Source organism: Rhizobium sp. WCS2018Hpa-16 (genome assembly GCF_031843705.1).
Lineage (GTDB): Bacteria > Pseudomonadota > Alphaproteobacteria > Rhizobiales > Rhizobiaceae > Agrobacterium > Agrobacterium tumefaciens_C.
In genome coordinates, this window is sequence record NZ_JAVTIX010000001.1 from 827,439 (window position 1) to 849,713 (window position 22,275).

Below are 22,275 nucleotides of genomic sequence, written 5' to 3' on the forward strand. Positions count from 1 at the left end.
CCCTATTCGACGTTGATGCGGCTTGGCATCCATCTAACTCAAAAGAAAACCCGGCGCAGCGGCCGGGTTCTCAATGTCAGTGTCTGTGCAAGGCCGATCAGGCAGCCATTGCCAGCTTGAGGTTTTCGTCGACCTTGTCGAGGAAAGCCGTTGTGGACAGCCAAGGCTGATCTGGGCCGATGAGCAGCGCCAGGTCCTTTGTCATGTAACCGGCTTCGACAGTATCGACGCAGACGGTTTCCAGCGTTGCAGCAAACTTTGCCAGTTCGGCATTGTCATCCAGCTTGGCGCGGTGAGCGAGACCACGGCTCCAGGCGAAGATCGACGCGATGGAGTTGGTCGATGTTTCCTGACCCTTCTGGTGCTGGCGGTAGTGACGGGTCACTGTGCCGTGAGCAGCTTCAGCTTCAACCGTGCGGCCATCTGGCGACAGAAGAACCGAGGTCATGAGGCCGAGAGAGCCGAAGCCCTGAGCAACCGTGTCGGACTGAACGTCGCCGTCGTAGTTCTTGCACGCCCAGACATAACCGCCGGACCACTTGAGCGCGGATGCGACCATGTCGTCGATGAGGCGGTGCTCATAGGTGATGCCGACTTCAGCGAACTTCGCCTTGAATTCAGCCTGATAGATTTCTTCGAAGATATCCTTGAAGCGGCCGTCATAAGCCTTGAGGATGGTGTTCTTCGTGGACAGATAAACAGGCCACTTGCGCATCAGGCCGTAGTTCATGGATGCGCGTGCGAATTCGCGGATCGACTCATCCAGGTTGTACATGGCCATGGCCACGCCAGCGCTTGGCGCATCGAAAACGTCTTTTTCAATAACCTGGCCGTCTTCACCAACGAACTTGATCGTCAGCTTGCCCTTGCCTGGGAATTTGAAGTCGGTTGCCTTGTACTGGTCGCCAAAAGCGTGACGGCCAACAACGATTGGCTTTGTCCAGCCTGGAACGAGGCGCGGCACGTTTTTGCAGATGATGGGCTCGCGGAAAATAACGCCGCCCAGGATGTTGCGGATCGTGCCGTTCGGGCTCTTCCACATCTGCTTGAGGTTGAATTCCTTGACGCGATCTTCGTCTGGCGTGATCGTTGCGCACTTGATGCCAACGCCGTGCTTCTTGATGGCGTGAGCAGCATCAATCGTTACCTGGTCGTTGGTAGCATCGCGGTTTTCAACCGAAAGATCGTAGTATTCGATGTCGAGATCGAGGTACGGCAGGATCAGCTTGTCCTTGATGAGCTGCCAGATGATACGGGTCATTTCGTCGCCGTCTAGATCGACGACCGGATTGGCTACCTTGATCTTTGTCATAAATTCCTCACCTTCGAGAATGATGCGCCGGGAGGGCGCGATATTCAAAAAATATCCCGTGGCGCTATAGCATCGCGAGCGTCGAAGGCAAAGCCATATGCATGCCTTTTTTGGGTGTGAGACAACCAAAACGCGTTGCTAAAAGTCGCGGGCGATTTAAAGTCTGCCGATTCGCTTACGTCGGGTAAGCCTTGCTCCAGGACATCATCATGCGGAAATTTCTGCTCACCACTGCTGCCATTCTCTTTTCCACCCACGCCATTGCCGCAGACCCGACAGAACCTGTGAAAAAGGTGATGGATATTACCGTCAAGAACTGGTCGGGCGAAGCGCAAGACTGGAAATACATATTCGATGAAGACCTGCTGAGCACGCTGTTCAGCAAGGCATTTGCGGCACAATACCGCGAAGCGTCGAAGAAGCCCGCCTCCGAAGTGGAGAGTGGCGAAAAGGGTGACCCGTTCGGTTACGACGTTGTCACCAACTCGCAGGATGGCTGCCCGTTGCAGGATGTTGCCATAACGCCCGCGCCCGCCAAGGACGGCATGACCAGCGTGAACGTCAAGTTCAAGCTGTGGGCCTGCATGGATGAGGCCGAGATGAAGGCGAGCGTCGATCAGGTCGATTTCGATGTGATCGAGGAAGACGGTAAGCCAGTGATCAGCGATATCCATCGCGTGGGCGATGATGGTCGTGATTCCCTCGTTCAGGAAATGACAAATATCATCAAGGGTGAATAAGCCGCATTTCCCGACTCGTGCCTTTGATTTGTCCTTAAATCTGTGCCAGTGAAACGCCAAAATATTGGAAGGCGACTATGGCAGGTACAAACAGCGAGCTTGAGCTTCTGGCAGAGGGTCCGGCGATCATTCTTGTCGAACCCCAGCTGGGTGAAAACATCGGCATGGTGGCACGCGCCATGGCCAATTTTGGTCTGGCCGAGTTGCGGTTGGTCAATCCGAGGGATGGCTGGCCGAATGAGAAGGCTCGCTCTGCCGCCTCGAAAGCCGACCATGTCATCGATAGCACGCGGGTTTTCGATACGATCGAAGAGGCGACTGCCGATCTGCAATTCACCTATGCTACGACGGCGCGGGAACGCTATGGTTTCAAGCCTGTGCGTGCGCCCGTGGTTGCGGCGGAAACCCTGCGCTTGAAATTCAGATCCGGCGAGAAGACAGGCATTCTGTTTGGTCGTGAGCGCTGGGGCCTGACCAATGAAGAGGTAGCGCTGGCCGATGAGATCGTCACGTTTCCGGTCAATCCAGCTTTTGCCTCGCTGAACATCGCGCAAGCCGTTCTGCTCATGTCCTATGAGTGGATGAAGTCCAGCATGGAGGACCTCAGCCAGACACTGTTTGAGCCTCTGGAGCAGCAGCCGGCGACGAAGGAGCAGCTTTACGGCCTGTTCGAGCAAATGGAAGAAGCCCTGGATGCCCGCGGATATTTCCGCCCCGAAGGCAAGAAACAGCGGATGATTGAAAATCTGCGGGCGGTCTTGTCTCGCCGCGCGCTTTCTTCACAGGAAATCAACGTTTTGCGCGGCGTCTTCGGCACATTCGATAAATATGGACGCCAGACGCCGAGGGGCAGCAATGGCCCCTATGCTGCAGAAAGCGTGAGGGAAGATGGCGCCGACGACGCGTGATCCCATGCCGCCAGCGTCAAAGCCGGTGCTCGTTCTGGATAGCGGCATTGGCGGCTTGACCGTCTTGCGTGAGGCAAGAGTTCTGATGCCGGAGCGCGGCTTCATCTATGTTGCTGATGATGCCGGTTTTCCCTATGGCGGGTGGGAAGAGGGCGCGCTGACTGAGCGGCTGGTTTCACTGTTTGGCTGGCTGATCGAGACCCATCAACCGGAAATCTGCATTGTTGCCTGCAATACGGCGTTTACGCTTGCAGGTGCTGCTCTTCGCGCAAAATTTCCCGATATGACGTTTGTCGGCACAGTTCCCGCCATCAAGCCGGCGGCAGAGCGCACGCGTTCTGGCCTCGTTTCGGTTCTGGCCACGCCCGGCACAGTGAAACGTGCCTATACGCGTGATCTCATCCAGTCTTTCGCTTCTCAATGCCATGTGCGGTTGGTTGGGTCGGAAAACCTCGCGCGCATGGCGGAAGCATGGATACGCGGAGAGCCTGTTTCGGATGACGCGGTGCTGGCGGAAATATCGCCGTGCTTCGTTGAGGAGAAGGGCGCGCGCACGGATATCATTGTGCTGGCCTGCACCCATTATCCCTTCATGGCCAATGTCTTTCGTAAGCTGGCGCCATGGCCCGTGGACTGGCTGGATCCCGCTGAAGCCATCGCGCGACAGGCCCGCCGAAAAGTCGAAATGGTGCAGGGTGCCGAGCATCCCGAAGGCTTCGACTTTGCGATTTTCACATCCGGCCAGCCCGACTTCACAACGCGCCGCCTCATGCAGGGCTTTGGTCTTAAGGTCGCCGTCCCCCAACGGTGACTGTTGCATATTTGCTTCAATTTTGATTTCGGTTGCAATTTTCGATTGAGGCTGTTGCCTTGTTAAAAAAGCTGTGGCAAAAATTACAAGCTCGCAACTCAAACTCAGGAGGCGTTATATGACTACATTTACGAACCATCGTCTCACTGGCGTAGCACGTCGAATGATGCCGGTCCTTATCGCAATTACCGTGGTATCTTTCCGATAAAGGTCTGCTGACGCGGCCTTTCTCTGCCTCTGGGCATTCCAACACCTAACAACCGCAGACTTATCGTGTCGTCGCATTTTTGCACGTCCGATTCCCTTTGCGCATTTTTCCCATCACGAAAGGGCCTGGTTGCTGAAACACGCCGGGACGGATTCTTATGTCCAATGAACAATCTATACGTGTAACTGATGCTTCGACCGCTGTTGATGAGCTGTTCAGCCATTTTGGCGTCTGGGTAACATTAAGAGCCATGCTCGTCGTTGCATGGAAGCGTCACCAGACGCGGGCTCACGTTTCGCATTTGTCCGATCACATGCGGCGTGACATCGGCCTGCCGGTTATCAAAGAACGGCAAGCGCCGCCACTGATACCCCCCCTGGGCCCCGCGCTTTTGAGACGGCCACCTTCTCGGCGGCGATGCTGCCGAGAAGGTTTTCACATTAGACGACAGGATTGAGAATGCTGATGCAAGTTACAATAAACAAGCTGTCCGGCCCTGACGCTGGAGACTATCGTTCCCTTCGGCTGGAGTGTCTGGCCGCCCATCCGGAATCCTTTGGCTCATCCTTCGAAGAAGAGTTCCTGCTACCCCTCGAAGACTTCGCACAGCGCCTCGAACAACACGATATTTTTGGTGCTCGACGATCTGATACGAATGTCATGGTTGGCACTGTGGGTCTGCATCTCTCCGCAGCTGCGAAACTCAGGCACAAAGGGTTGATTGTCGGGATGTATGTGCGGCCGGAAATGCGCGGATTGGGCGTCGGTGCAGCGCTTGTTCAACACGTTCTGGACTATGCACGGCCAATTGTTGAACAGGTCAATCTCGTCGTGGAGGCATCGAATGTTGGTGCATGCGGGCTCTATAGGAAGCTAGGTTTCGAGCAATATGGATACGAGCCACGTGCGCGCAAAGTCGGGCAGACCTATTATGACGACGTCCTGATGGCGCTCGCGCTGCGCGATGGGCAAGCTTGAGCTTCCCGTTATCGCAATTTTCCTTGATCTTGTTCCGGCTTGGTGGCTTGCTTTCCGTTATCATCGCCAAGGGAGACATTATTATGCCGATTGAGAACTGGCTGGCCTTTGTTGCCGCATCTGCCATTATGCTTGCCATTCCCGGACCAACAATCCTGCTGGTCATTTCCTATGCGCTGGGCCATGGGCGGAAGGCGAGTTCTGCCACCGTCGCTGGCGTGGCGCTGGGCGATTTTACGGCGATGACGGCGTCGATGCTGGGGCTGGGTGCGCTGCTTGCGACATCCGCCGCGCTGTTTACGGGTCTCAAATGGGTGGGGGCCGCCTATCTCATCTATCTTGGTATCAAGATCTGGCGGGCGCCAGTGAGCGGCGAGGGCGCAGGGGAAGAGCAGACAAAGGGCAGGGAACGTCCGCTCAAGATATTCCTGCATACCTATGTCGTCACGGCGCTCAATCCCAAGAGCATCATCTTTTTCGTGGCGTTCCTGCCGCAGTTTCTCACGCCATCTTTGCCCTTCTGGCCACAGGTCATGATCTTTGAGGTTACATTCCTTGTGCTTGCCACCTGCAACGCGGCTCTTTATGGATTGCTGGCAAGTGCGGCCCGCAACTCCATTCGCAAGCCAAATGTTCAACGTATCGTCAACCGTACGGGCGGCAGCCTGTTGATCGGGGCTGGTGTGTTGACCATGGGTTGGAAACGGGCCGTCGGTTAAGAGCGCCGCGATTTCCTGCGGCACCGATTGGAATTCACATGGCAGTGCCGCACATATTTCTCGCCCTCATCACCGTGTTTTTGTGGGGCTTCAACTTCGTTGTCATCAAGGTTGGCGTCATGGATATGCCGCCCTTGTTTCTGACGGCTTTGCGGTACTTTTTCGCCGCTGTCCCGCTCATCTTCTTTCTGCCGCGCCCCAAGGTGCCGTGGCAGCATATGGTGGTCTACGGCATGGTCATGGGCTGCGCGCAGTTCGGGCTTTTATACACGGCCATCAAATGGGGCCTGCCTGCGGGGCTGGCTTCGCTGGTCATGCAGTCGCAAGCCTTTTTTACCATGGCGCTGGCGGTCACGCTGCTGGGTGAAATTCCGCTGAAATCCCATGTGGCAGGGGCCGTTATTGCGTTTAGCGGTCTGGCCGTCATCGGGCTGGAGCGGCTTAACATCAGCGCCATGGTGCCACTGTTGATGTCTGTTGGCGCTGCCTTCAGCTGGGCAATCGGCAATATTGTCAACCGCAAGGTTGGCCGGGTCAACGCAATTTCCTTCGTGGCCTGGACCAGCCTTGTGCCGGTGCTGCCCCTCGTTGTCCTTTCACTTCTTCTGGAAGGTCCGCAGGCGATTTCGGCGGGTCTGGCAACGGCAAATCTCATGACAGTTCTTGTCGTCGCCTATATGGCTTATGGCGCGACAATCGTTGGCGCAGGGATATGGAGCTTTCTTCTGCTTCGCTATCCAGCGGGAACCGTTGCGCCATTTTCACTTCTCGTGCCAATTGTCGGCTTCATCGGTGCGTATTATGCTTTCGACGAGGAGATCACGTTGCTGGAGATAATCGGCAGCGCGCTCGTGGTCGCAGGACTTGCGCTCAACGTGTTCGGACGCCGCATTTCATTGGGGCGCGGCTGATAAGGCGTTTGCGATATTCCCTGTGCATTGTCGCGATGCGCGGGCGCATTTGTTGAAATATTTGGTAAAGAGAAGGTTCGCGCGGCGCATCGTCAGCACGTCATCCTTTCGCAGTGCAGGGAATTGTCAAATTGCAGGTCGGTATCGACATGGGAACGCTATCGGGCGGGCAGTCAGCCAAGCTCGATATTGAGGAATTGCTCGCCACACGCTTGCTGGTGCAGGGCAACTCCGGCTCAGGGAAATCCCATCTGCTCCGCCGTTTGCTGGAGCAATCCGCTCCCTGGGTGCAACAGGTCATCATCGATCCGGAAGGCGATTTCGTTACGCTGGCCGATAAGTTCGGCCATGTGGTGGTTGATGGTGAGCGCACGGAAGGCGAACTTTCCGGCATTGCGAACCGTATTCGCCAGCACCGGGTGTCCTGCGTTCTGACGCTGGAAGGCCTGGATGTCGAGCAGCAGATGCGCGCCGCCGCTGCCTTCCTGAACGGACTTTTCGATGCAGACCGCGAGTTCTGGTATCCCGTCCTTGTCGTGGTGGATGAGGCGCAGATGTTTGCCCCCTCCGTTGCCGGTGAGGTGACGGAAGACGCCCGCAAAATGTCGCTCGGTGCTATGACGAACCTGATGTGCCGTGGCCGTAAACGTGGCCTGGCAGGCGTTATTGCCACGCAGCGTCTGGCAAAGCTTGCCAAGAACGTCGCAGCCGAGGCATCCAACTTTCTGATGGGCCGAACTTTCCTCGATATCGATATGGCGCGTGCAGCCGATCTGCTGGGCATGGATCGCCGTCAGGCGGAAATGTTCCGCGATCTGCAGCGCGGAAATTTCGTGGCGCTCGGCCCCGCGCTGTCGCGTCGTCCCTTGCCGATCATCATTGGTGCGGTGGAAACCTCGGCACGCTCGTCGTCGCCGAAGCTCATGCCGCTGCCCGACTCGCCGCAGGATGTGGAAGACCTGATCTTCACGCCTGACCCGGAGGAATTCACCCGCGCACCGGTGCGCCGAACGCCGCCGGCACCGCGCCCAACGACCGATATTCTGGCAGAGCTTGCTCGTTCCACGCCAGCCATTGGCGGCCCGGAGCCGCAGCAGCCGACACAGCGCAGCAGCCAGCCGGAAATGTCGCCAGAAGAGCGCGAAGATAAGATTTCTGCGGTGCTGACTGAAATTATGGACGATCCGCAATCCGCCTATCGTACTGATGCCGTCCTCTATCAGGAGTTTCTGGTGCGCGCCCGCATGCGGCGCATTCCTGGCACTCCCATGGCGCTTTCCGAGTTCCGCCGTCAGGTGGCCATCACCCGCTCCGGCGTGGATGCGGAGATGGCGGCAAGCGAGGATTGGGAAAAGGCACTCGCGCTCTCCAAGAACGTGTCAGACGATTTGCAGGGTGTTTTCCTGTTGCTGGTCAAGGCCGCTCTCAACGAAGAGCCATGTCCTTCAGATGCCCGCATCGCGCGCGCCTATGGCACGCATTCTGCGCGTCGCGCCCGTATGCTGCTCGGCTATTTCGAGGAGAAGGAACTGGTTGTCGTGCATGCGGATTTCTCCGGTAAGCGCATTGTTGCTTTCCCTGACCTCGACGCAAAAACCGCACCCGGGGATGCGGATGCGGCTGATGAAACTTCAAAGTTGGCAGCAGAGTAAACCATGAAGGCGGCTTTCGCCGCCCTCACATCTGTCATTATTCTACAGCTTTCGTTTCATTGCGGGTTGCCCACAGAGAGCCGATGATGCCGGTCGCAAGGATTGCGACTGTCACACCGAGCGATAGGGTCGGCGGGATCTTGGCAATGCCGAGCATGTCAGCCACAAAGATCTTGGAACCGACGAAGACCAGAACCGCAGCCAGCGCATATTTCAGGTACGCAAAGCGGTGGATGAGGGCAGCGAGCGCGAAATAGAGTGCGCGAAGGCCAAGGATCGCGAAGATGTTCGACGTGTAAACGATGAACGGGTCTGTGGTGATCGCGAAGATCGCCGGGATCGAATCGACGGCGAAGATAAGGTCGGCAATTTCGACCATGATCAGCGCGAGGAAAAGCGGCGTTACAAAGGTCTTCAGCTTGCCCGTCTTTTCGTCAACTTCCTTCACGATGAATTTTTCACCGTGCAGTGCATTGGTGACTGGCAGGTGCTTGCGCAGGAACTTCAGGATCTTGTTGTTGCCGATATCGTTCGCATCATGATCTGACGAGAACAGCATCTTGAGGCCGGTAAAGACCAGAAACGCCGCAAAGATATAAAGCACCCAGTGGAAGTTCTCGACGATGGCTGCACCAGCGGCAATCATGATACCGCGCAGAACGATCACGCCCAGAATACCCCAGAGCAGCACGCGGTGCTGATATTGGCGAGGGATGGCAAAATAGGAGAAGATCATGGCGATGATGAAGATGTTGTCCATCGCCAGGCTTTTTTCAACGACAAAGCCTGTCACATATTCCAAAGCCAGTTGCTGGCCGGATTGATACCAGATCCAGCCGCCAAAGGCCAAGCCGATACCGATATAGAAGGTGGACATCAGCATGCTTTCGCGAATGCCGATTTCCTTGGAGTTTTTGTGCAACACGCCCAGATCAAGGGCGAGAAGACCTAATACAAGAGAAATAAAGACAGCCCACATCCAGGTGGGGGTGCCGAGAAAATCAGCGAAGAGAAATTCCATCAGTCAACCTTTGGCCGGACGAGGTTGGCTTTTCAGATGGGGACGCGTGAGCAATATTTAGACGTGGCCCCACCCTCAAGAGACTCGACATCGCGTATTGTCCGGTAATACGCCAGAGGGGCCCGAGTCCTGATCACGAACGAGAAAATAATGTGGCGAAATCCTGTTTCAAGAGGGGCGTCAAACTTTTTTCTCATTGACATATTTATGAAGGAACCATAGAAGCCGCACAACACCGGGCAGCAATGCTCGGTGTTATCTGTTGATTGCCTTGCAGCTCGAAAGTTGTCGTTCGGCAATCGACATCACCGACATGTCCCGTGGCTTCTCCATTCGCAAATGTGAGAAACCTGTCAGAGGTCCTAAAACAGGACCTCAGAGGAGGGCGTGTTTCCTTGATCCGGTTTGGTAACAAACCGGTGTAACATTCTGAAAGGAAATACGATGAGCAAGCGCGAATCGTCTAAGTATAAAATTGACCGCCGCATGGGCGAAAATATCTGGGGTCGTCCTAAGTCCCCAGTAAACCGCCGCGAATACGGCCCAGGCCAGCACGGCCAGCGCCGCAAGGGCAAGATGAGCGACTTCGGCACGCAGCTGCGCGCCAAGCAGAAGCTCAAGGGCTACTACGGTGAAGTCCGTGAAAAGCAGTTCCGTGCAACTTACGACGAAGCTAACCGTCGCAAGGGTGACACATCCGAGAACCTGATCGGTCTGCTCGAGTCCCGTCTGGACGCGATCGTATACCGCGCAAAGTTCGTTCCGACTGTTTTTGCTGCTCGCCAGTTCGTAAACCATGGCCACGTCACGGTTAACGGCGTTCGCGTCAACATCGGTTCTTACCGCTGCAAGCCAGGCGACGTTATCGAAGTTCGCCAGAAGTCCAAGCAGCTGGTAACGGTTCTGGAAGCTGTTGCTCTCGCAGAGCGCGACGTTCCTGACTACGTTGAAGTTGATCACAACAAGATGGTTGCGACATTCGTTCGCGTTCCTGCTCTTGCTGACGTTCCTTACGCCGTCGTCATGGAACCACACCTCGTGGTCGAATTCTACTCGCGTTAATCTGCGTGTAGCATCCATTGAAAAAGCCGCCTTTCGAGGCGGCTTTTTTTATGCACTGTCTTTGGGGGAATGCCGTCACCTCGCAGAATGCGTGATGACGGGCGAGGTGGGCTGAACCTTAGACTGTTGCTGCTGCCCGCTGTTTGATCAGCCGCTCAATCAGCGCTGCATCAAGTTCGTCGTAACTATCGATCACCACGTCTGGTTCAAGCTCGGCCATTGGCACATCCGTGTAACCAAATGTGACGCCGACCGATGGTATCTGGGCGTTCTTGGCCGAAGCGATGTCGTTCAGGCTGTCGCCCACCATCACGCTGCGTGCGAGTTCTCCGCCAGCTTTTTCGATCGTGCCCAGAATGTGGCGCGCATCCGGCTTGCGCCATTCGAAGGTATCGCCGCAGGTCGTGGCTGCGAAATAGTGGCTAAGGCCCAGTTTCTCCAGAAGCGGTATAGCAAGCGCGGTAGTCTTGTTGGTGCAAACGGCGAGGGTGAAGCCTGCGTCTTTCAGCCTGTCGAGTGCATCGACAATGCCGGGGTAAGGAACGCTCTGACCAGGCATCTGTTCGAGATAGTGGGAGAGAAAGCGCTCATAGAGCGGCTCCAGCTCGTTGTCGGGCAGTTCCCTGTCGCGCAGCGCAAAGGCCCGCTTGATCATGACGCGCGCGCCGTGACCAACGAGGTGCTTCAGGTCATCATAGGTCGTTGGCGCGAGACCGGCGGCGGCAATCGCATAATTCAGGCTGTCGATGAGGTCGGGGGCGGTTTCGACGAGTGTTCCGTCGAGATCGAATATCACGAGAGTGGAAGTCAAGGCATGCCTCTTGGTGTGCGGTGTGTCGTGCCACCAAGGCTAAGCATCGTTCTTGCGTTTTGCAATGAAACCTTTGAATCGTTGCGCGTATCCCTTGCAAGGGCTTTCGTTTGTTATTCGACCCGTGTAAACAGCACGCCAGCGTGGGTATCCTGTGGCAGGTTCTCCACGTTCATCGATCCACGACATGGAGTTTGCAGCCGCATGGATGCCCGCCAAATGAAGATCAAGGCCGCAGAAGCGGCGTTGTCCTACGTCGAAGACGGTATGCGTCTTGGAATTGGAACGGGCTCCACGGCAGAAGAATTCGTGAGGCTTCTGGCCGAAAAAGTGTCCAACGGCCTGAAAGTTCAAGGCGTGCCAACATCCGAGCGCACGGCACGTCTGTGTGTGGAGCTGGGCGTTCCCTTGAAATCGCTGGACGAGCTTCCAGAACTGGATCTGACCATTGATGGTGCCGACGAGGTCGACCACGGCCTGCGACTCATCAAGGGCGGTGGCGGTGCCTTGCTGCGCGAAAAAATCGTTGCGGCATCTTCATCTCGCATGATCGTGATTGCCGATCAGACAAAGGTCGTGGAGACGCTTGGCGCTTTTCCACTGCCTATCGAGATCAATATTTTCGGGCAGGTTGCGACCTGCATAGCTATTGAGAATGTGGCTTCAAAACTCGGCCTGACAGGCGATTTGAAGCTGCGTTCGCTGGAGGATGGCCCCTTCACAACAGACGGTGGCCACCTCATTTTCGACGCATCTTTTGGCCGTATTCCTGATGCAGAAGCACTGGCACGCGAGCTGAACGCCATACCGGGTGTTGTCGAGCACGGACTTTTCATTAATCTGGCATCGCTTGCCATTATCGCCGGGCCGGATGGCGCCCGCGTAATGCAGGCGAAACTATAACAGGAGCGAGAGATTTCATGATCAACCTTGCGGGACTGGGCAAAGCTGCCGCTGCTTCGATCTTCATTTCCGGCATCGTGTTCGGCACCGCCGTTCGTGCGCAGGAAATTTCCGAAGCGCATATTGCTGCTGCAAAGCAGGCAATCAGCACGCTGGGCGTAACAGACCGGTTCGACGATATTCTTCCGGGCCTTGCAGAGCGCCTGAAGTCTGAGCTCATTCAGGCTTCGCCAAATGTTGAAGACGCGATTACCGCGACCGTAGACGCCAAGGCGCTTGAACTCGCATCGCGTCGTGCCGATCTGGAACGCGAAGCCGCTTTGACTTACGCGCGCGCATTCTCGCTCGATGAGCTGAAAGCGATCTCGACTTTCTACGGCAGTGAAGCTGGCAAAAAGTTGCTGAAAGACGGCCCGATTGCCACACGCGAATTGATGAAGGCCGCTGACATCTGGGCAGCTGGTATCAACCGCGATCTCAACACGTCCAGCATGGCAGAACTTCAGAAGGTTGCCGGCGCTGATCTTCAGCCGCTTCCTGCCAATGGCGCCAATGTTGGTGGCGCACCAGGCGCAACTGCTGCACCGGCGCCTGCCGCACCGGCTGCCAAGCCAAAGCCCTGATCTTTTTCAAACAGGTTTGAGAATATTTCAAAGCCCGGATTAAACTCCGGGCTTTTCATTTGTGTCATGCGCCACCTATATGACTGTATCGGGGATGACCAAGGTCGTCCTTCCCATCAGAGGCTCTGGCATGACATCTTACGATTATGATCTCTTCGTTATTGGCGGTGGTTCCGGCGGCGTGCGCAGCGCCCGTGTGGCTGCGTCCCTCGGCAAACGAGTCGGTATCGCAGAAGAGTACCGCTACGGCGGAACATGCGTCATCCGTGGTTGCGTGCCGAAGAAGCTGTTCGTTTATGCCTCGCAATTCCGAGAACATTTTGAAGATGCCGAGGGCTTTGGCTGGACTGTCGGCGAAAGCTCGTTCGACTGGAAAAAGCTGATTGCGGCCAAGGACAAGGAAATCACGCGCCTGGAAGGCCTCTATCGAAAGGGTCTTGAGAACGCCAAGGCCGAAATTTTCGACAGCCGCGCCGAGCTCGTTGATGCACACACCGTCAAGCTGACGAAAACTGGCCACACGGTTACGGCGGAGCGTATCGTGATTGCCGTTGGTGGAACGCCGAACCCGCATGCTTCGCTACCCGGCCATGAGTTGACTATATCCTCCAATGAGGCGTTTGATCTGGATGAGTTGCCCAAGTCCATTCTGATTGCCGGTGGTGGTTACATCGCGGTGGAGTTTGCCAATATTTTCCACGGACTCGGTGTCGAAACCACTCTGATCTATCGTGGCAAGGAAATCCTCTCGCGCTTCGATAATGACATGCGTGCTGGCCTGCATGCGGCCATGGTTGAGAAGGGCATTCGCATCATTCTGGAAGACATTATCCAGGAGGTTAGCAAGGATGAAGCCGGTGGTTTGATTGCCCGCACCAAGCAAGGCCACACATTGGCCGTTGGTCAGGTCATGCTGGCCCTTGGTCGTGATCCGAACACAAATGGCCTCGGTCTCGAAAATGCTGGTGTTGCGGTCAACGAGCGAGGGGCCATTATCGTCGACGATTATTCGCGCACCAATGTCCCCAGCATCTTCGCGCTTGGTGATGTCACTGACCGGGTACAGCTGACGCCGGTGGCGATCCACGAAGCCATGTGCTTCATCGAAACCGAGTTCAAGAACAACCCCACCAAGCCTGACCACCACCTCATCGCGACCGCCGTTTTCTCTCAGCCGGAAATTGGCACCGTGGGAATTTCGGAAGAGGAAGCTGCTGCCAAGTTCGAGGAAATTGAGGTGTACCGTGCCCAGTTCCGCCCCATGAAAGCGACACTTTCCGGCCGGTCTGAAAAGATGATCATGAAGCTCATCGTCAATGCGGCAGACCGCAAGGTCGTCGGTGCGCATATCCTCGGGCACGATGCGGGCGAGATGGCGCAGCTTCTGGGCATCACGCTGAAGGCCGGTTGCACCAAGGACGACTTCGACGCGACAATGGCGGTTCACCCCACGGCAGCGGAAGAGTTGGTAACGATGTACACGCCGACCTACCGGATCAAGAACGGGGAAAGGCTATAAGCGAAGCCTTGCTTCGCTCGCCATTTCCCAGTCGGCTCAAAAAAATAAAATTCTTTTCTCAATGTCCCTAACACCCGTGCCTAAAATCCATCCGCGTCTCTGACGGTAGTGTATCGCGAGACATTGCTGACAGGGAGCAGGCGGCGTTGGTTTTGACCCGGAACGTGCGGGCAAGGCTCTATGCTGTCAAGACTGCAGGCTTTGATTGCCCTTCAACCATTCACGGGTGGAGCGGCGACGAGGGCTTGATGGATAACGATTTGGCGCACGGCCGGGACCATTCACGGCTTGGCTGCTGCCCTAAGACGTTTCGACGCCAGGGGCCACGCAAATGCGCAGCCACAGAATGAACCATACCAGAGACACAACAGCATTTGCGTGCGCTCTCCGGGTCGAATGAACATGCCACGGGTGCCAGCGCGCCGCGTGAATGCTGACGTGTGTTCAGGGGATTTTTGAAAATCGAATCTTTGTACAAAAGCGCTGTGTGGTGGTAAGATGCCGCATGTTCACAAAACGTTGGGAGGCGTGGCCGTGAAATCATCGATATTGTTCAAGGAAGACAATTCCGTTCGCCCGGATCCCGATCATAGATCGCGCAAGGCTGGGGCGAATGACAATCTCCGCAGTCTGGAATTCGAGATGGACGGGCAGGGGCGCGATTGGCGCTTGCCATGCCTGATTGCCGCCATTTCAGCCGCTTTTGCTGCCTTCATCTTCCTGCCGATGTGGTAAGCCGCGCAGACAAGAGATTTGTGCTTGAAAAAGCCCGGTTCGGCCTTTAGCCCCTTGGTCAGAACAATCTGGCTGGATGGGTATCTGACTGATGGCAATGAATGAACCGGTCGATGCTGTGCCGAGAGCCTTTCTCGGGGTGGATCGGTCGGCAACGGAGCAGAAGTGGATGTCGCGGCTGGATCAGGCCGGGCAGAACCGTGCTCTGGCCATGTCGCAGGTTCATGCCATTCCCGAGCTGGTGGCCCGTGTGCTGGCAGGCCGTGGCGTCGGCGTCGATGATGCGCTGGCCTTTCTGGACCCCACCATCCGCTCCCTCATGCCAGATCCGCTGACGCTGACGGATTGCGAAAAGGCGGCAACACGCATTGCGACCGCCATCAAGCGACAGGAAAAGGTTGCGATCTTCGGAGATTATGACGTGGACGGAGCCTCTTCATCCGCGCTGATGTTCCGCTTCCTGCACCATTTTGGGCTGGAGCCGGAAATCTACATTCCTGATCGTATTTTCGAAGGTTACGGCCCAAACCCCGCCGCCATGCAGCAGCTTGCCGCCAATGGCAACTCACTCATCATTACGGTCGACTGTGGCTCCACAAGCCACGAGTCCCTCGCCGCTGCGCGTGACGCCAAGACCGATGTCGTCGTTATCGATCATCACCAGGTTGGCACTGAGTTGCCGCCAGCCGTGGCGCTGGTCAATCCGAACCGCGAGGACGACCTTTCCGGGCAGGGGCATCTCTGCGCGGCGGGCGTCGTTTTTCTGGTGCTGGTCGCCACGCTGCGGGTATTGAAAGACGCGCGAGATAGCCGGGCCTACACGCTCGATCTTCTTTCGTTGCTGGATATCGTGGCGCTTGCCACCGTGTGCGATGTGGTGCCGCTCAAGGGCCTGAACCGCGCCTATGTGGTGAAAGGCCTGATCGCCGCGCGCCACATGAAGAATGCAGGCCTTGCCGCCCTGTTCAAAAAGGCTGGCCTCGGCGGGCCTGTCACGCCCTATCACTTCGGCTTTCTCGTCGGCCCGCGCATCAATGCCGGGGGCCGCATTGGCGATGCGGCGCTCGGCAGCCGTCTGCTGACGCTGGATGACGAATCGCAAGCCGAAATCATTGCGGAAAAGCTGGATGAGTTGAACCGTGAACGTCAGGCCATGGAGGCTGCCATGCTGGCCGAGGCGGAGGCTGAGGCTCTCTATGAATATGGCGACGGCACTGGCGCTGGCGTGATCGTTACGGCGCGGGAAAACTGGCACCCCGGCATCGTCGGTCTGCTGGCTTCCCGCCTGAAAGATCGCTTCCGCCGCCCCGCCTTTGCTATCGCTTTTGACTCGCAGGGCAAGGGCACAGGCTCCGGGCGCTCAATCAATGGCTTCGATATGGGCAAGATGGTGCGCAACGCCGTGGATGCCGGTCTGCTGGTCAAGGGTGGCGGTCACGCCATGGCGGCTGGTCTGACGGTTGAGCGCGCCAATCTGGGTCGCCTCAGAACCTTCTTTGAAGAAGCGGCGCAAAAGACAGTCTTCCAACTGGTCGAGAACAGTGTGCTGAAGATCGATGGTGCGATCGGCGCATCCGGCGCCACGCTGGAATTGGTGGAGCAGATGGAGCAGGCAGGCCCTTATGGCTCCGGCCATTCGCAACCCATCTTCGCCGTGCCAGCCCACCGCCTGCGCGATGTGCGCATCGTCGGTACGTCCCACGTCAAGATCACGCTTGAGGCCATGGATGGCTCTCGGCTGGATGGCATCGCATTCCGTGCCGCAGACGCGCCTCTCGGCCAAATGCTGATGAACGCCCGGGGACGCCAGATCCACGTCGCGGGCACGCTGGGCGCAGATCAATGGCAGGGACAGAAGAGGGTGCAGTTGCGCGTGCTGGACGCCGCTCTCGCGCCATAAATAGCGCAGGACGCAGACGAAGTCTTAAGCCGGAAGCCATTTCAAACAGCTTTAACTGACGCTTCTATTAGGATGAAATGATTGGGGAAGTGGTACGCCCTAGGGGAGTCGAACCCCTCTTTTCAGAATGAAAATCTGACGTCCTAACCGATAGACGAAGGGCGCATACCTTGTGTGGCGCCCTTATAGTCAGGCACTGGATTCTCCGCAAGCGCCTATTTTCATTTTTTTGCATTTCGATGACATTTTTTGTTTCAACAGCCGGCGAGGCTGTGGAAAACCCGCGCAACATCAGAATGATGCGGCGTAAAACGTTGTCACAATGAAATGGGAGAGGGGGAAGCGTGGGATTACAGCGGGGTACAGGGGGCGTTCCCACATTGTAACCCCACGCCTCATCGGGGGACGTGGGAATAACGGACAATCCGGAAACTGGTTCCGCAGGTTTTGCAAAATATTTGCAGCCCATTCCAAAAACAAAACCGCCCGCAGACATCTCGTTGCGGGCGGCTTGAAAACTGGATATCACCGCATGGTGATAAGGGCATCGCCTTGTGGCGACTACAGATCGACGTCGAGGATGGCCATGGAGAAATTGTAAGAGCGGTCGCCGTCTTCGTCATCGATATAGACGACGCCAAGGAATTCTTCGCCAGCATAAACTTCGGCCGAATCGTCCTTGCGTGGGCGGGCCTTCACAACCATGTTTTCATTGAAGGTACGCTTGAAATAGGCGTCGAGCTTTTTGATTTCTTCGGCTTTCACCACTGTTCTCCTGTGCGGTTCACGTTGCGCCGCTTTTGGCATGGCTTAAAGGCGAAAGTAAAGTGGAGCTGTAAAAACGCACAGCTCCGAAAGCCTAGATATCCGCCCCGACGATCTGATCCATGATGCGCGATGGCTCGCTGCATCCGGCTTCGCCAACCACACGCGCTGGCACACCGGCAACCGTCGCATTGGGCGGCACTGGCTTGAGAACCACGGAGCCTGCGGCAATGCGCGAGCATGCGCCGATTTCGATATTGCCAAGGATCTTTGCACCCGCACCAATCAGAACGCCGCTGCTGATCTTGGGGTGGCGGTCTGCGCCTTCCTTGCCGGTGCCACCAAGGGTGACGCCATGCAGAATGGAGACATTGTCGCCAATGACAGCGGTTTCGCCGACGACAAGGCCTGTGGCGTGATCGAGGAACATGCCCTTGCCGATGCGCGCTGCGGGGTTGATGTCGGTCTGAAAAACGCTGGAGGCACGGCTTTGCAGATAGAGCGCGAAATCGCGACGTCCCTTCTGCCACAGCCAATGCGCCAGCCGGTGCGTTTGAATGGCCTGAAAGCCCTTGAAGTAAAGGACAGGTTCCAGAAAACGGGTGCAGGCGGGGTCGCGGTCATAAACCGCCTGAATATCCACGCGCAGAATGGAGCCCCATTCCGGCCAGTCTTCCAGCATTTCCTCGAACGTCTGGCGCAGCAGAACGGCCTGCATATCCCGGTGGTCCAGCAACTCGCAAATGCGATAGGTGACGCAGGCTTCCAGCGAGTGGTGGTTCAAAATTGTGGAATAGAAAAAGGCCGAGAGCAGCGGATCTTGCGCCGCTGCCGCACGTGCTTCGTTTTGTAGACTTCCCCAGATGGGATCAACCACGGAAAGGTGCTCCTGCTGGCGTGCCTCTGTACGTGCGACCATAACTGGTCTCCCTCGATTTCGTGCCGTTCTTATACAGAAAAAACTGTTGCCTAGAAATGGTGATTTACCAACGCGGTTAAAGACGCGAAAGCATCAGTTTTTTTGACAGAGTTTTGGAAATGATTGTCTTGATCGCGCTCAAGCATCGATCTCGCGATAAAACTCCAGCACGGCTGCCTTGAACACGCGGTCGCCAACGGCCAGCATGTGGTCGCGTCCGGGAATATCGATGGCTTTCGCATGCGGCATCAGATCAGCAAGCTCCTGGCCTGAACCGGCAATATCATCCTTGGTGCCAACGGCGATCAGCGTCGGAATGTCGATCTTTGCCGCTTCCTCGCGGGTCACGAGAACGCGAGAGGTTTCGATGCAGGCGGCAAGGGCAATGCGGTCGCTTTTTGTCTGATCGGCGAATGCGCGGAACATGCGGCCACGCTCATGGGTCACGACATCGAGCGAGGGCGCACGAAGGGCATCCGCAATCGGGTCCCAATCACCAACGCCATCCACCATGCCGATGCCGAGGCCACCAAACACCAACGAAAGCACGCGCTCAGGATGGGCCATGGCGAGAAACGCGGAGATGCGCGCACCCATGGAGTAGCCCATGATATGGGCTTGGGAAATGCCCAAATGATCAAGCAGGCCGATGGCGTCTTCTGCCATGGTCGCGGGATAGTAGGCGTCGGAATCATGCGGCTTGTCGCTTGCGCCATGGCCGCGATTATCCAGCGCAATGACGCGGTATCCGGCATCGCCCAGCGTCTTCAGCCAGCCGGGATGCACCCAGTTGACGGAGGCGCTGGATGCAAAGCCATGGATGAGCAGAACCGGGACGCCTGATGGATCGCCCTCATCGAAATAGGCCAGTTGCAGACCATCGCGGGTGAAAGACAAATATTGCGGCACATTGAGATTCATCAAGCACATCCTTTTTTGCGCAGCATATGTCAGGAAATCGATGCGTTGAACATATTGCGCGATGATTTCTGTGGAGGTCAAAAGCATTTGAGGTTACATATCCGCAAAAGCTGAGCTTCTGCTCAATGATGAAATCGCATTTGGAGACGATTATGGCCGGGCATACCATTCCCCACTTCCAGAACGACGGCGGACATCGCATGATCGAAATCGGCGTCAAGGAATTCATGTGCACGGGCGCATCCGTGCCATTCGATCATCCGCATATCTTCATCGATATGGGTGATGACAATGAAAAGGTCTGTTCCTATTGCTCGACGCTTTATCGTTATAATCCGGCGATCAAGGCCACGCAGACAAACCCACCCGGTTGCGTCTTTCACGTGAAGGCCGCCTAACTTCCTTTCAGACTGGCGATTTTCATGCCTGTAAAATCTGTGGCCATTGTCGGTGCCGGTATTGCCGGTCTGACCGCGGCCCTTGCCTTTGCCAGACACGGCATCCGTTGCGATATCATCGAGCGGGCCGAGCGGCTCGAAGAGGTTGGCGCGGGCCTGCAAATCTCGCCCAACGCCAGCCGCATATTGAGCGCGCTGGATGTGCTGCCGCAGATTGAAAAGCAGTGGCTGGAGCCTGACGCGGTTAACCTTGCGTCCGGGCATTCCCTCAACCAGCTCGTCTCATTACCAATGCGACAGGTTGCGCGTCAGAGATGGGGTGCGCCTTATGGCGTGATGCACAGGGCGACCTTGCAAAACGCCCTTCTGGCAGCGGTGCGGCAAAACCCGCTCTGCCGTCTGCATCTGGGAAAACAGGTGGACGCGGTCAACACGGCCAACCTGACCGCCATGACCTTTCATGACCATGACCTGATCGTTGGCAGCGATGGCGTCTGGTCCAGCGCCCGTTACGCCATTGCAGGAAGTCCCGCCGCGACCTTTTCCGGCAATATCGCCTGGCGTTTCACCACTGCCGCCGATCAGGTGCCGGATTTTCTGCAAAAGCGCAGCGTTACGGCGTTTCTCGGGCCATCGGCGCATCTGGTGGCCTATCCGCTGGCTGAAACCGGTGGCTTCAATATCGTTGCTATTGCGACGGGTGCGAACCCCGGTGATACTTGGAAGGCAGAGGCGCAGGGCAAGCAGCATGCATTGCTGCTGAAGCAATTTCGCAACTGGCATCCGGCCTTCGCACATGTTCTGGAAGCTGTGTCAAAGCCAACATTCTGGCCATTGTTTCAGGCCGGAGAGGGCAGGTGGCAGAATGGCCGGGACACGGTGCTGATTGGCGATGCGGCCCATGCCATGATGCCATTCGCGGCTCAGGGTGCGGCCATGGCCATCGAAGACGCCTTCGAGCTTGCCACATTCGTTACCCGCAACGACAACCTTGGCGATGCGCTGGCTCAGTTCGAAGCGCATCGCGTTCCCAGAATTGCTAAGGCACGCAAGCGGGCGGCGCTCAACAAATTTGCCTACCACGCACGCGGGCCGATGCGGCTGGGCCGCGACCTGATGCTCTCGATCAGGCCGCCAGAAGCGTTTCTGGCGGACTTTGATTGGCTCTATGGCTACAGAGCCGAAGGGCTTTAAGCCGCCGCCGCCGCTGCGAATCCGGCTTCCAGATCACGCTTGAGATCGGCAACATCTTCAAGGCCGATCTGCAGGCGAATGAGCGGGCCTTCGCTCGGGCCTTTCGCCACGGTGCGATCCCGCACGGACACTGGCACTGCCAGCGATTCGTAACCGCCCCAGGAAAAGCCGATACCGAAAATCGACAGGGCATTGAGGAAGGCGTGCGATGTGTCGGTAAAGCGGTCTGCTTCAGCTTTCAGGACGAAGGAAAAGACGCCGCTGGAGCCTTTGAAATCCCGCTTCCAGAGATCGTGGGTGGGGAAGCTTGGGAGGGCAGGGTGCAGCACCTGCAAGACGTCATCCCGCGCTTCCAGCCAGTTGGCAATCTCCAGCGCGCTTTTCTGGTGATGCTCCAGCCGCATACCCATGGTGCGCATGCCGCGCAGAACCTGATAGGCATCATCTGAGGTGACGCAAAGACCCATATCGCGGTTGATATCATGCAGCTTTTTCCAATGCTTCTCATTGGCTGACACAAAGCCCATCAGCACATCGGAATGGCCAGCGGGATATTTCGTGGCTGCATGGATCGATACATCGACGCCGTGCTCCAGCGGCTTGAAATAGAGCGGGGTGGACCACGTATTGTCCATGGTGACGACGCAATCATGGCGGTGGGCGATGGACGCCATCAGCGCCACATCCTGCATCTCGAAGGTGTTGGAACCGGGCGCTTCCAGATGAAGAAGCCGCGTATTGGGCCGGATCAGCGCTTCGATCCCGGCACCGATAGCCGGATCATAATATTCCACCTCAACGCCAAACTGCTTGAGCATGGTGTTGCAGAAGCGGCGGGTGGGGAAATAGACGGAATCAACGATGAGCGCATGGTCGCCAGCCGAGAGATAGGCAAGGAACGGCACAGTCACGGCAGCAAGACCAGATGACAGAAGAATGGTGCCCGCCGAACCTTCAAGTGCATTGATCATATCACATAGTGCATCGGTGGTGGGGGTGCCGTGCGTGCCATAGGTATAGGCCTGATCTTCGGACACGAGCGTCTGTGCATCTGGAAACAGCACCGTTGAGCCGCGCACGATCGGCGGATTGACGAAGCCGTGGTTGCTGGCTGGATCACTGCCGAGATGAGCAAGCCGCGTGTTGATGCCAGCGGCGTCGAGGAATCCGTCTTTGAATTTCATGCTGAATTGTCTCTCAATGATGTGTCGTTGGAAAATGAGACGCAAAGCCTGCCTTGGTCAAGACTTCGTTACATCAGGCAC

General features: G+C 56.7%; 23 protein-coding genes and 1 tRNA gene. 16 read left to right on the forward strand and 8 right to left on the reverse strand.

Annotated elements, in window-relative coordinates; translation table 11 throughout:
- Positions 1–97: 97 nt before the first annotated feature.
- Positions 98–1,312, reverse strand: coding sequence for an NADP-dependent isocitrate dehydrogenase (locus RQI55_RS04150; RefSeq protein ID WP_243255852.1), 1,215 nt, complete (start codon positions 1,310–1,312; stop codon positions 98–100).
- A gap of 209 nt (positions 1,313–1,521) precedes the next feature.
- On the opposite strand from RQI55_RS04150, the gene RQI55_RS04155 reads away from it, so the two are divergent.
- The 8 genes from RQI55_RS04155 to RQI55_RS04190 all read left to right on the forward strand — a co-directional run bounded on the left by RQI55_RS04155 (position 1,522) and on the right by RQI55_RS04190 (position 8,239).
- Positions 1,522–2,052 (forward strand): hypothetical protein, encoded by a 531-nt coding sequence (locus tag RQI55_RS04155; protein WP_243255853.1) that lies wholly within the window; start codon positions 1,522–1,524, stop codon positions 2,050–2,052.
- 77 nt (positions 2,053–2,129) lie between these two features.
- Positions 2,130–2,960 (forward strand): RNA methyltransferase, encoded by an 831-nt coding sequence (locus RQI55_RS04160; protein WP_243255854.1) that lies wholly within the window; start codon positions 2,130–2,132, stop codon positions 2,958–2,960.
- Positions 2,941–3,771: a glutamate racemase gene (gene murI / locus RQI55_RS04165; protein ID WP_243255855.1), complete on the forward strand. Its 831-nt coding sequence runs from the start codon at positions 2,941–2,943 to the stop codon at positions 3,769–3,771. The genes RQI55_RS04160 and murI overlap by 20 nt, the downstream gene beginning before the upstream one ends.
- Positions 3,772–4,229: 458 nt before the next feature.
- The gene (locus RQI55_RS04170; RefSeq protein ID WP_243256950.1) at positions 4,230–4,436 is read left to right on the forward strand and encodes a DUF1127 domain-containing protein; all 207 of its coding nucleotides are present in this window, start codon (positions 4,230–4,232) and stop codon (positions 4,434–4,436) included.
- Between the two features lie 8 nt (positions 4,437–4,444).
- Positions 4,445–4,957, forward strand: a complete 513-nt coding sequence (locus tag RQI55_RS04175) for a GNAT family N-acetyltransferase (RefSeq protein ID WP_243255856.1) — start codon at positions 4,445–4,447, stop codon at positions 4,955–4,957.
- A gap of 83 nt (positions 4,958–5,040) precedes the next feature.
- Positions 5,041–5,676: a LysE family translocator gene (locus RQI55_RS04180; RefSeq protein WP_192066895.1), complete on the forward strand. Its 636-nt coding sequence runs from the start codon at positions 5,041–5,043 to the stop codon at positions 5,674–5,676.
- Between the two features lie 38 nt (positions 5,677–5,714).
- Positions 5,715–6,587, forward strand: coding sequence for an EamA family transporter (locus RQI55_RS04185; RefSeq protein ID WP_243255857.1), 873 nt, complete (start codon positions 5,715–5,717; stop codon positions 6,585–6,587).
- A 131-nt stretch (positions 6,588–6,718) separates the two neighbouring features.
- Complete coding sequence (locus RQI55_RS04190; RefSeq protein WP_243255859.1) at positions 6,719–8,239, forward strand: ATP-binding protein; 1,521 nt, start codon at positions 6,719–6,721, stop codon at positions 8,237–8,239.
- A 37-nt stretch (positions 8,240–8,276) separates the two neighbouring features.
- On the opposite strand, the gene RQI55_RS04195 is transcribed toward RQI55_RS04190, so the two are convergent.
- On the reverse strand, positions 8,277–9,260 hold the full coding sequence (locus tag RQI55_RS04195; RefSeq protein ID WP_243255860.1) for a TerC family protein: 984 nt from the start codon (positions 9,258–9,260) through the stop codon (positions 8,277–8,279).
- Positions 9,261–9,704: 444 nt separating this feature from the next.
- On the opposite strand from RQI55_RS04195, the gene rpsD reads away from it, so the two are divergent.
- Positions 9,705–10,322, forward strand: a complete 618-nt coding sequence (gene rpsD, locus RQI55_RS04200) for a 30S ribosomal protein S4 (RefSeq protein WP_042619322.1) — start codon at positions 9,705–9,707, stop codon at positions 10,320–10,322.
- Positions 10,323–10,440: 118 nt separating this feature from the next.
- Here rpsD and gph read toward each other — a convergent pair whose 3' ends face one another.
- Positions 10,441–11,133, reverse strand: coding sequence for a phosphoglycolate phosphatase (gph, locus tag RQI55_RS04205; RefSeq protein WP_243255861.1), 693 nt, complete (start codon positions 11,131–11,133; stop codon positions 10,441–10,443).
- Between the two features lie 204 nt (positions 11,134–11,337).
- On the opposite strand from gph, the gene rpiA reads away from it, so the two are divergent.
- The 5 genes from rpiA (at position 11,338) to recJ (ending at position 16,813) form a co-directional block, all read left to right on the forward strand.
- Positions 11,338–12,036: a ribose-5-phosphate isomerase RpiA gene (gene rpiA / locus RQI55_RS04210; protein WP_042619324.1), complete on the forward strand. Its 699-nt coding sequence runs from the start codon at positions 11,338–11,340 to the stop codon at positions 12,034–12,036.
- A 17-nt stretch (positions 12,037–12,053) separates the two neighbouring features.
- Entirely contained in the window at positions 12,054–12,659 is a 606-nt protein-coding gene (locus tag RQI55_RS04215) for a DUF2059 domain-containing protein (RefSeq protein WP_192066888.1), read from the forward strand.
- A 130-nt stretch (positions 12,660–12,789) separates the two neighbouring features.
- Positions 12,790–14,178 (forward strand): glutathione-disulfide reductase, encoded by a 1,389-nt coding sequence (gene gor / locus RQI55_RS04220; protein ID WP_243255862.1) that lies wholly within the window; start codon positions 12,790–12,792, stop codon positions 14,176–14,178.
- 534 nt (positions 14,179–14,712) lie between these two features.
- The gene (locus RQI55_RS04225) at positions 14,713–14,913 is read left to right on the forward strand and encodes a hypothetical protein (RefSeq protein WP_243255863.1); all 201 of its coding nucleotides are present in this window, start codon (positions 14,713–14,715) and stop codon (positions 14,911–14,913) included.
- 97 nt (positions 14,914–15,010) lie between these two features.
- Complete coding sequence (gene recJ / locus RQI55_RS04230) at positions 15,011–16,813, forward strand: single-stranded-DNA-specific exonuclease RecJ (protein WP_243256951.1); 1,803 nt, start codon at positions 15,011–15,013, stop codon at positions 16,811–16,813.
- A gap of 90 nt (positions 16,814–16,903) precedes the next feature.
- Here recJ and RQI55_RS04235 read toward each other — a convergent pair.
- From RQI55_RS04235 to RQI55_RS04250, 4 genes are all read right to left on the reverse strand, one after another.
- Positions 16,904–16,978, reverse strand: a tRNA-Glu gene (locus RQI55_RS04235).
- Between the two features lie 396 nt (positions 16,979–17,374).
- Positions 17,375–17,578 carry a DUF3126 family protein gene (locus RQI55_RS04240; protein ID WP_042619327.1) on the reverse strand — a complete coding sequence of 68 codons (204 nt, stop codon included), beginning with the start codon at positions 17,576–17,578 and terminating at the stop codon, positions 17,375–17,377.
- Positions 17,579–17,672: 94 nt separating this feature from the next.
- On the reverse strand, positions 17,673–18,497 hold the full coding sequence (gene cysE / locus RQI55_RS04245) for a serine O-acetyltransferase (RefSeq protein WP_042619328.1): 825 nt from the start codon (positions 18,495–18,497) through the stop codon (positions 17,673–17,675).
- 138 nt (positions 18,498–18,635) lie between these two features.
- A complete protein-coding gene (locus tag RQI55_RS04250) occupies positions 18,636–19,418 on the reverse strand; it encodes an alpha/beta hydrolase (RefSeq protein ID WP_311272135.1) in 783 nt (260 codons plus the stop codon).
- A 152-nt stretch (positions 19,419–19,570) separates the two neighbouring features.
- Between RQI55_RS04250 and RQI55_RS04255 the strand changes: the two genes are divergently transcribed.
- Together RQI55_RS04255 and RQI55_RS04260 are read left to right on the forward strand one after the other, a co-directional pair.
- Positions 19,571–19,816, forward strand: a complete 246-nt coding sequence (locus RQI55_RS04255) for a zinc-finger domain-containing protein (protein WP_042619727.1) — start codon at positions 19,571–19,573, stop codon at positions 19,814–19,816.
- Positions 19,817–19,840: 24 nt separating this feature from the next.
- Positions 19,841–21,010 (forward strand): FAD-dependent monooxygenase, encoded by a 1,170-nt coding sequence (locus RQI55_RS04260; protein WP_243255867.1) that lies wholly within the window; start codon positions 19,841–19,843, stop codon positions 21,008–21,010.
- Here RQI55_RS04260 and RQI55_RS04265 read toward each other — a convergent pair.
- Positions 21,007–22,194, reverse strand: coding sequence for a cystathionine beta-lyase (locus RQI55_RS04265; RefSeq protein ID WP_243255869.1), 1,188 nt, complete (start codon positions 22,192–22,194; stop codon positions 21,007–21,009). The two genes, RQI55_RS04260 and RQI55_RS04265, sit on opposite strands and share 4 nt — an antisense overlap.
- Positions 22,195–22,275 lie beyond the last annotated feature (81 nt).

Excerpts from the sequence above, each read along its gene's own strand:
- RQI55_RS04185 (WP_243255857.1), top strand. The coding sequence starts at position 5,715 with ATGGCAGTGCCGCACATATTTCTCGCCCTCATCACCGTGTTTTTGTGG.
- cysE (WP_042619328.1), bottom strand. The coding sequence starts at position 18,497 with ATGGTCGCACGTACAGAGGCACGCCAGCAGGAGCACCTTTCCGTGGTT.
- rpsD (WP_042619322.1), top strand. The coding sequence starts at position 9,705 with ATGAGCAAGCGCGAATCGTCTAAGTATAAAATTGACCGCCGCATGGGC.
- RQI55_RS04260 (WP_243255867.1), top strand. The coding sequence starts at position 19,841 with ATGCCTGTAAAATCTGTGGCCATTGTCGGTGCCGGTATTGCCGGTCTG.
- RQI55_RS04250 (WP_311272135.1), bottom strand. The coding sequence starts at position 19,418 with ATGAATCTCAATGTGCCGCAATATTTGTCTTTCACCCGCGATGGTCTG.
- RQI55_RS04215 (WP_192066888.1), top strand. The coding sequence starts at position 12,054 with ATGATCAACCTTGCGGGACTGGGCAAAGCTGCCGCTGCTTCGATCTTC.
- recJ (WP_243256951.1), top strand. The coding sequence starts at position 15,011 with ATGAATGAACCGGTCGATGCTGTGCCGAGAGCCTTTCTCGGGGTGGAT.
- RQI55_RS04180 (WP_192066895.1), top strand. The coding sequence starts at position 5,041 with ATGCCGATTGAGAACTGGCTGGCCTTTGTTGCCGCATCTGCCATTATG.
- RQI55_RS04255 (WP_042619727.1), top strand. The coding sequence starts at position 19,571 with ATGGCCGGGCATACCATTCCCCACTTCCAGAACGACGGCGGACATCGC.
- RQI55_RS04175 (WP_243255856.1), top strand. The coding sequence starts at position 4,445 with ATGCAAGTTACAATAAACAAGCTGTCCGGCCCTGACGCTGGAGACTAT.
- RQI55_RS04265 (WP_243255869.1), bottom strand. The coding sequence starts at position 22,194 with ATGAAATTCAAAGACGGATTCCTCGACGCCGCTGGCATCAACACGCGG.
- RQI55_RS04195 (WP_243255860.1), bottom strand. The coding sequence starts at position 9,260 with ATGGAATTTCTCTTCGCTGATTTTCTCGGCACCCCCACCTGGATGTGG.
- murI (WP_243255855.1), top strand. The coding sequence starts at position 2,941 with ATGGCGCCGACGACGCGTGATCCCATGCCGCCAGCGTCAAAGCCGGTG.
- RQI55_RS04155 (WP_243255853.1), top strand. The coding sequence starts at position 1,522 with ATGCGGAAATTTCTGCTCACCACTGCTGCCATTCTCTTTTCCACCCAC.
- RQI55_RS04170 (WP_243256950.1), top strand. The coding sequence starts at position 4,230 with ATGCTCGTCGTTGCATGGAAGCGTCACCAGACGCGGGCTCACGTTTCG.
- gor (WP_243255862.1), top strand. The coding sequence starts at position 12,790 with ATGACATCTTACGATTATGATCTCTTCGTTATTGGCGGTGGTTCCGGC.
- rpiA (WP_042619324.1), top strand. The coding sequence starts at position 11,338 with ATGGATGCCCGCCAAATGAAGATCAAGGCCGCAGAAGCGGCGTTGTCC.
- RQI55_RS04160 (WP_243255854.1), top strand. The coding sequence starts at position 2,130 with ATGGCAGGTACAAACAGCGAGCTTGAGCTTCTGGCAGAGGGTCCGGCG.
- RQI55_RS04150 (WP_243255852.1), bottom strand. The coding sequence starts at position 1,312 with ATGACAAAGATCAAGGTAGCCAATCCGGTCGTCGATCTAGACGGCGAC.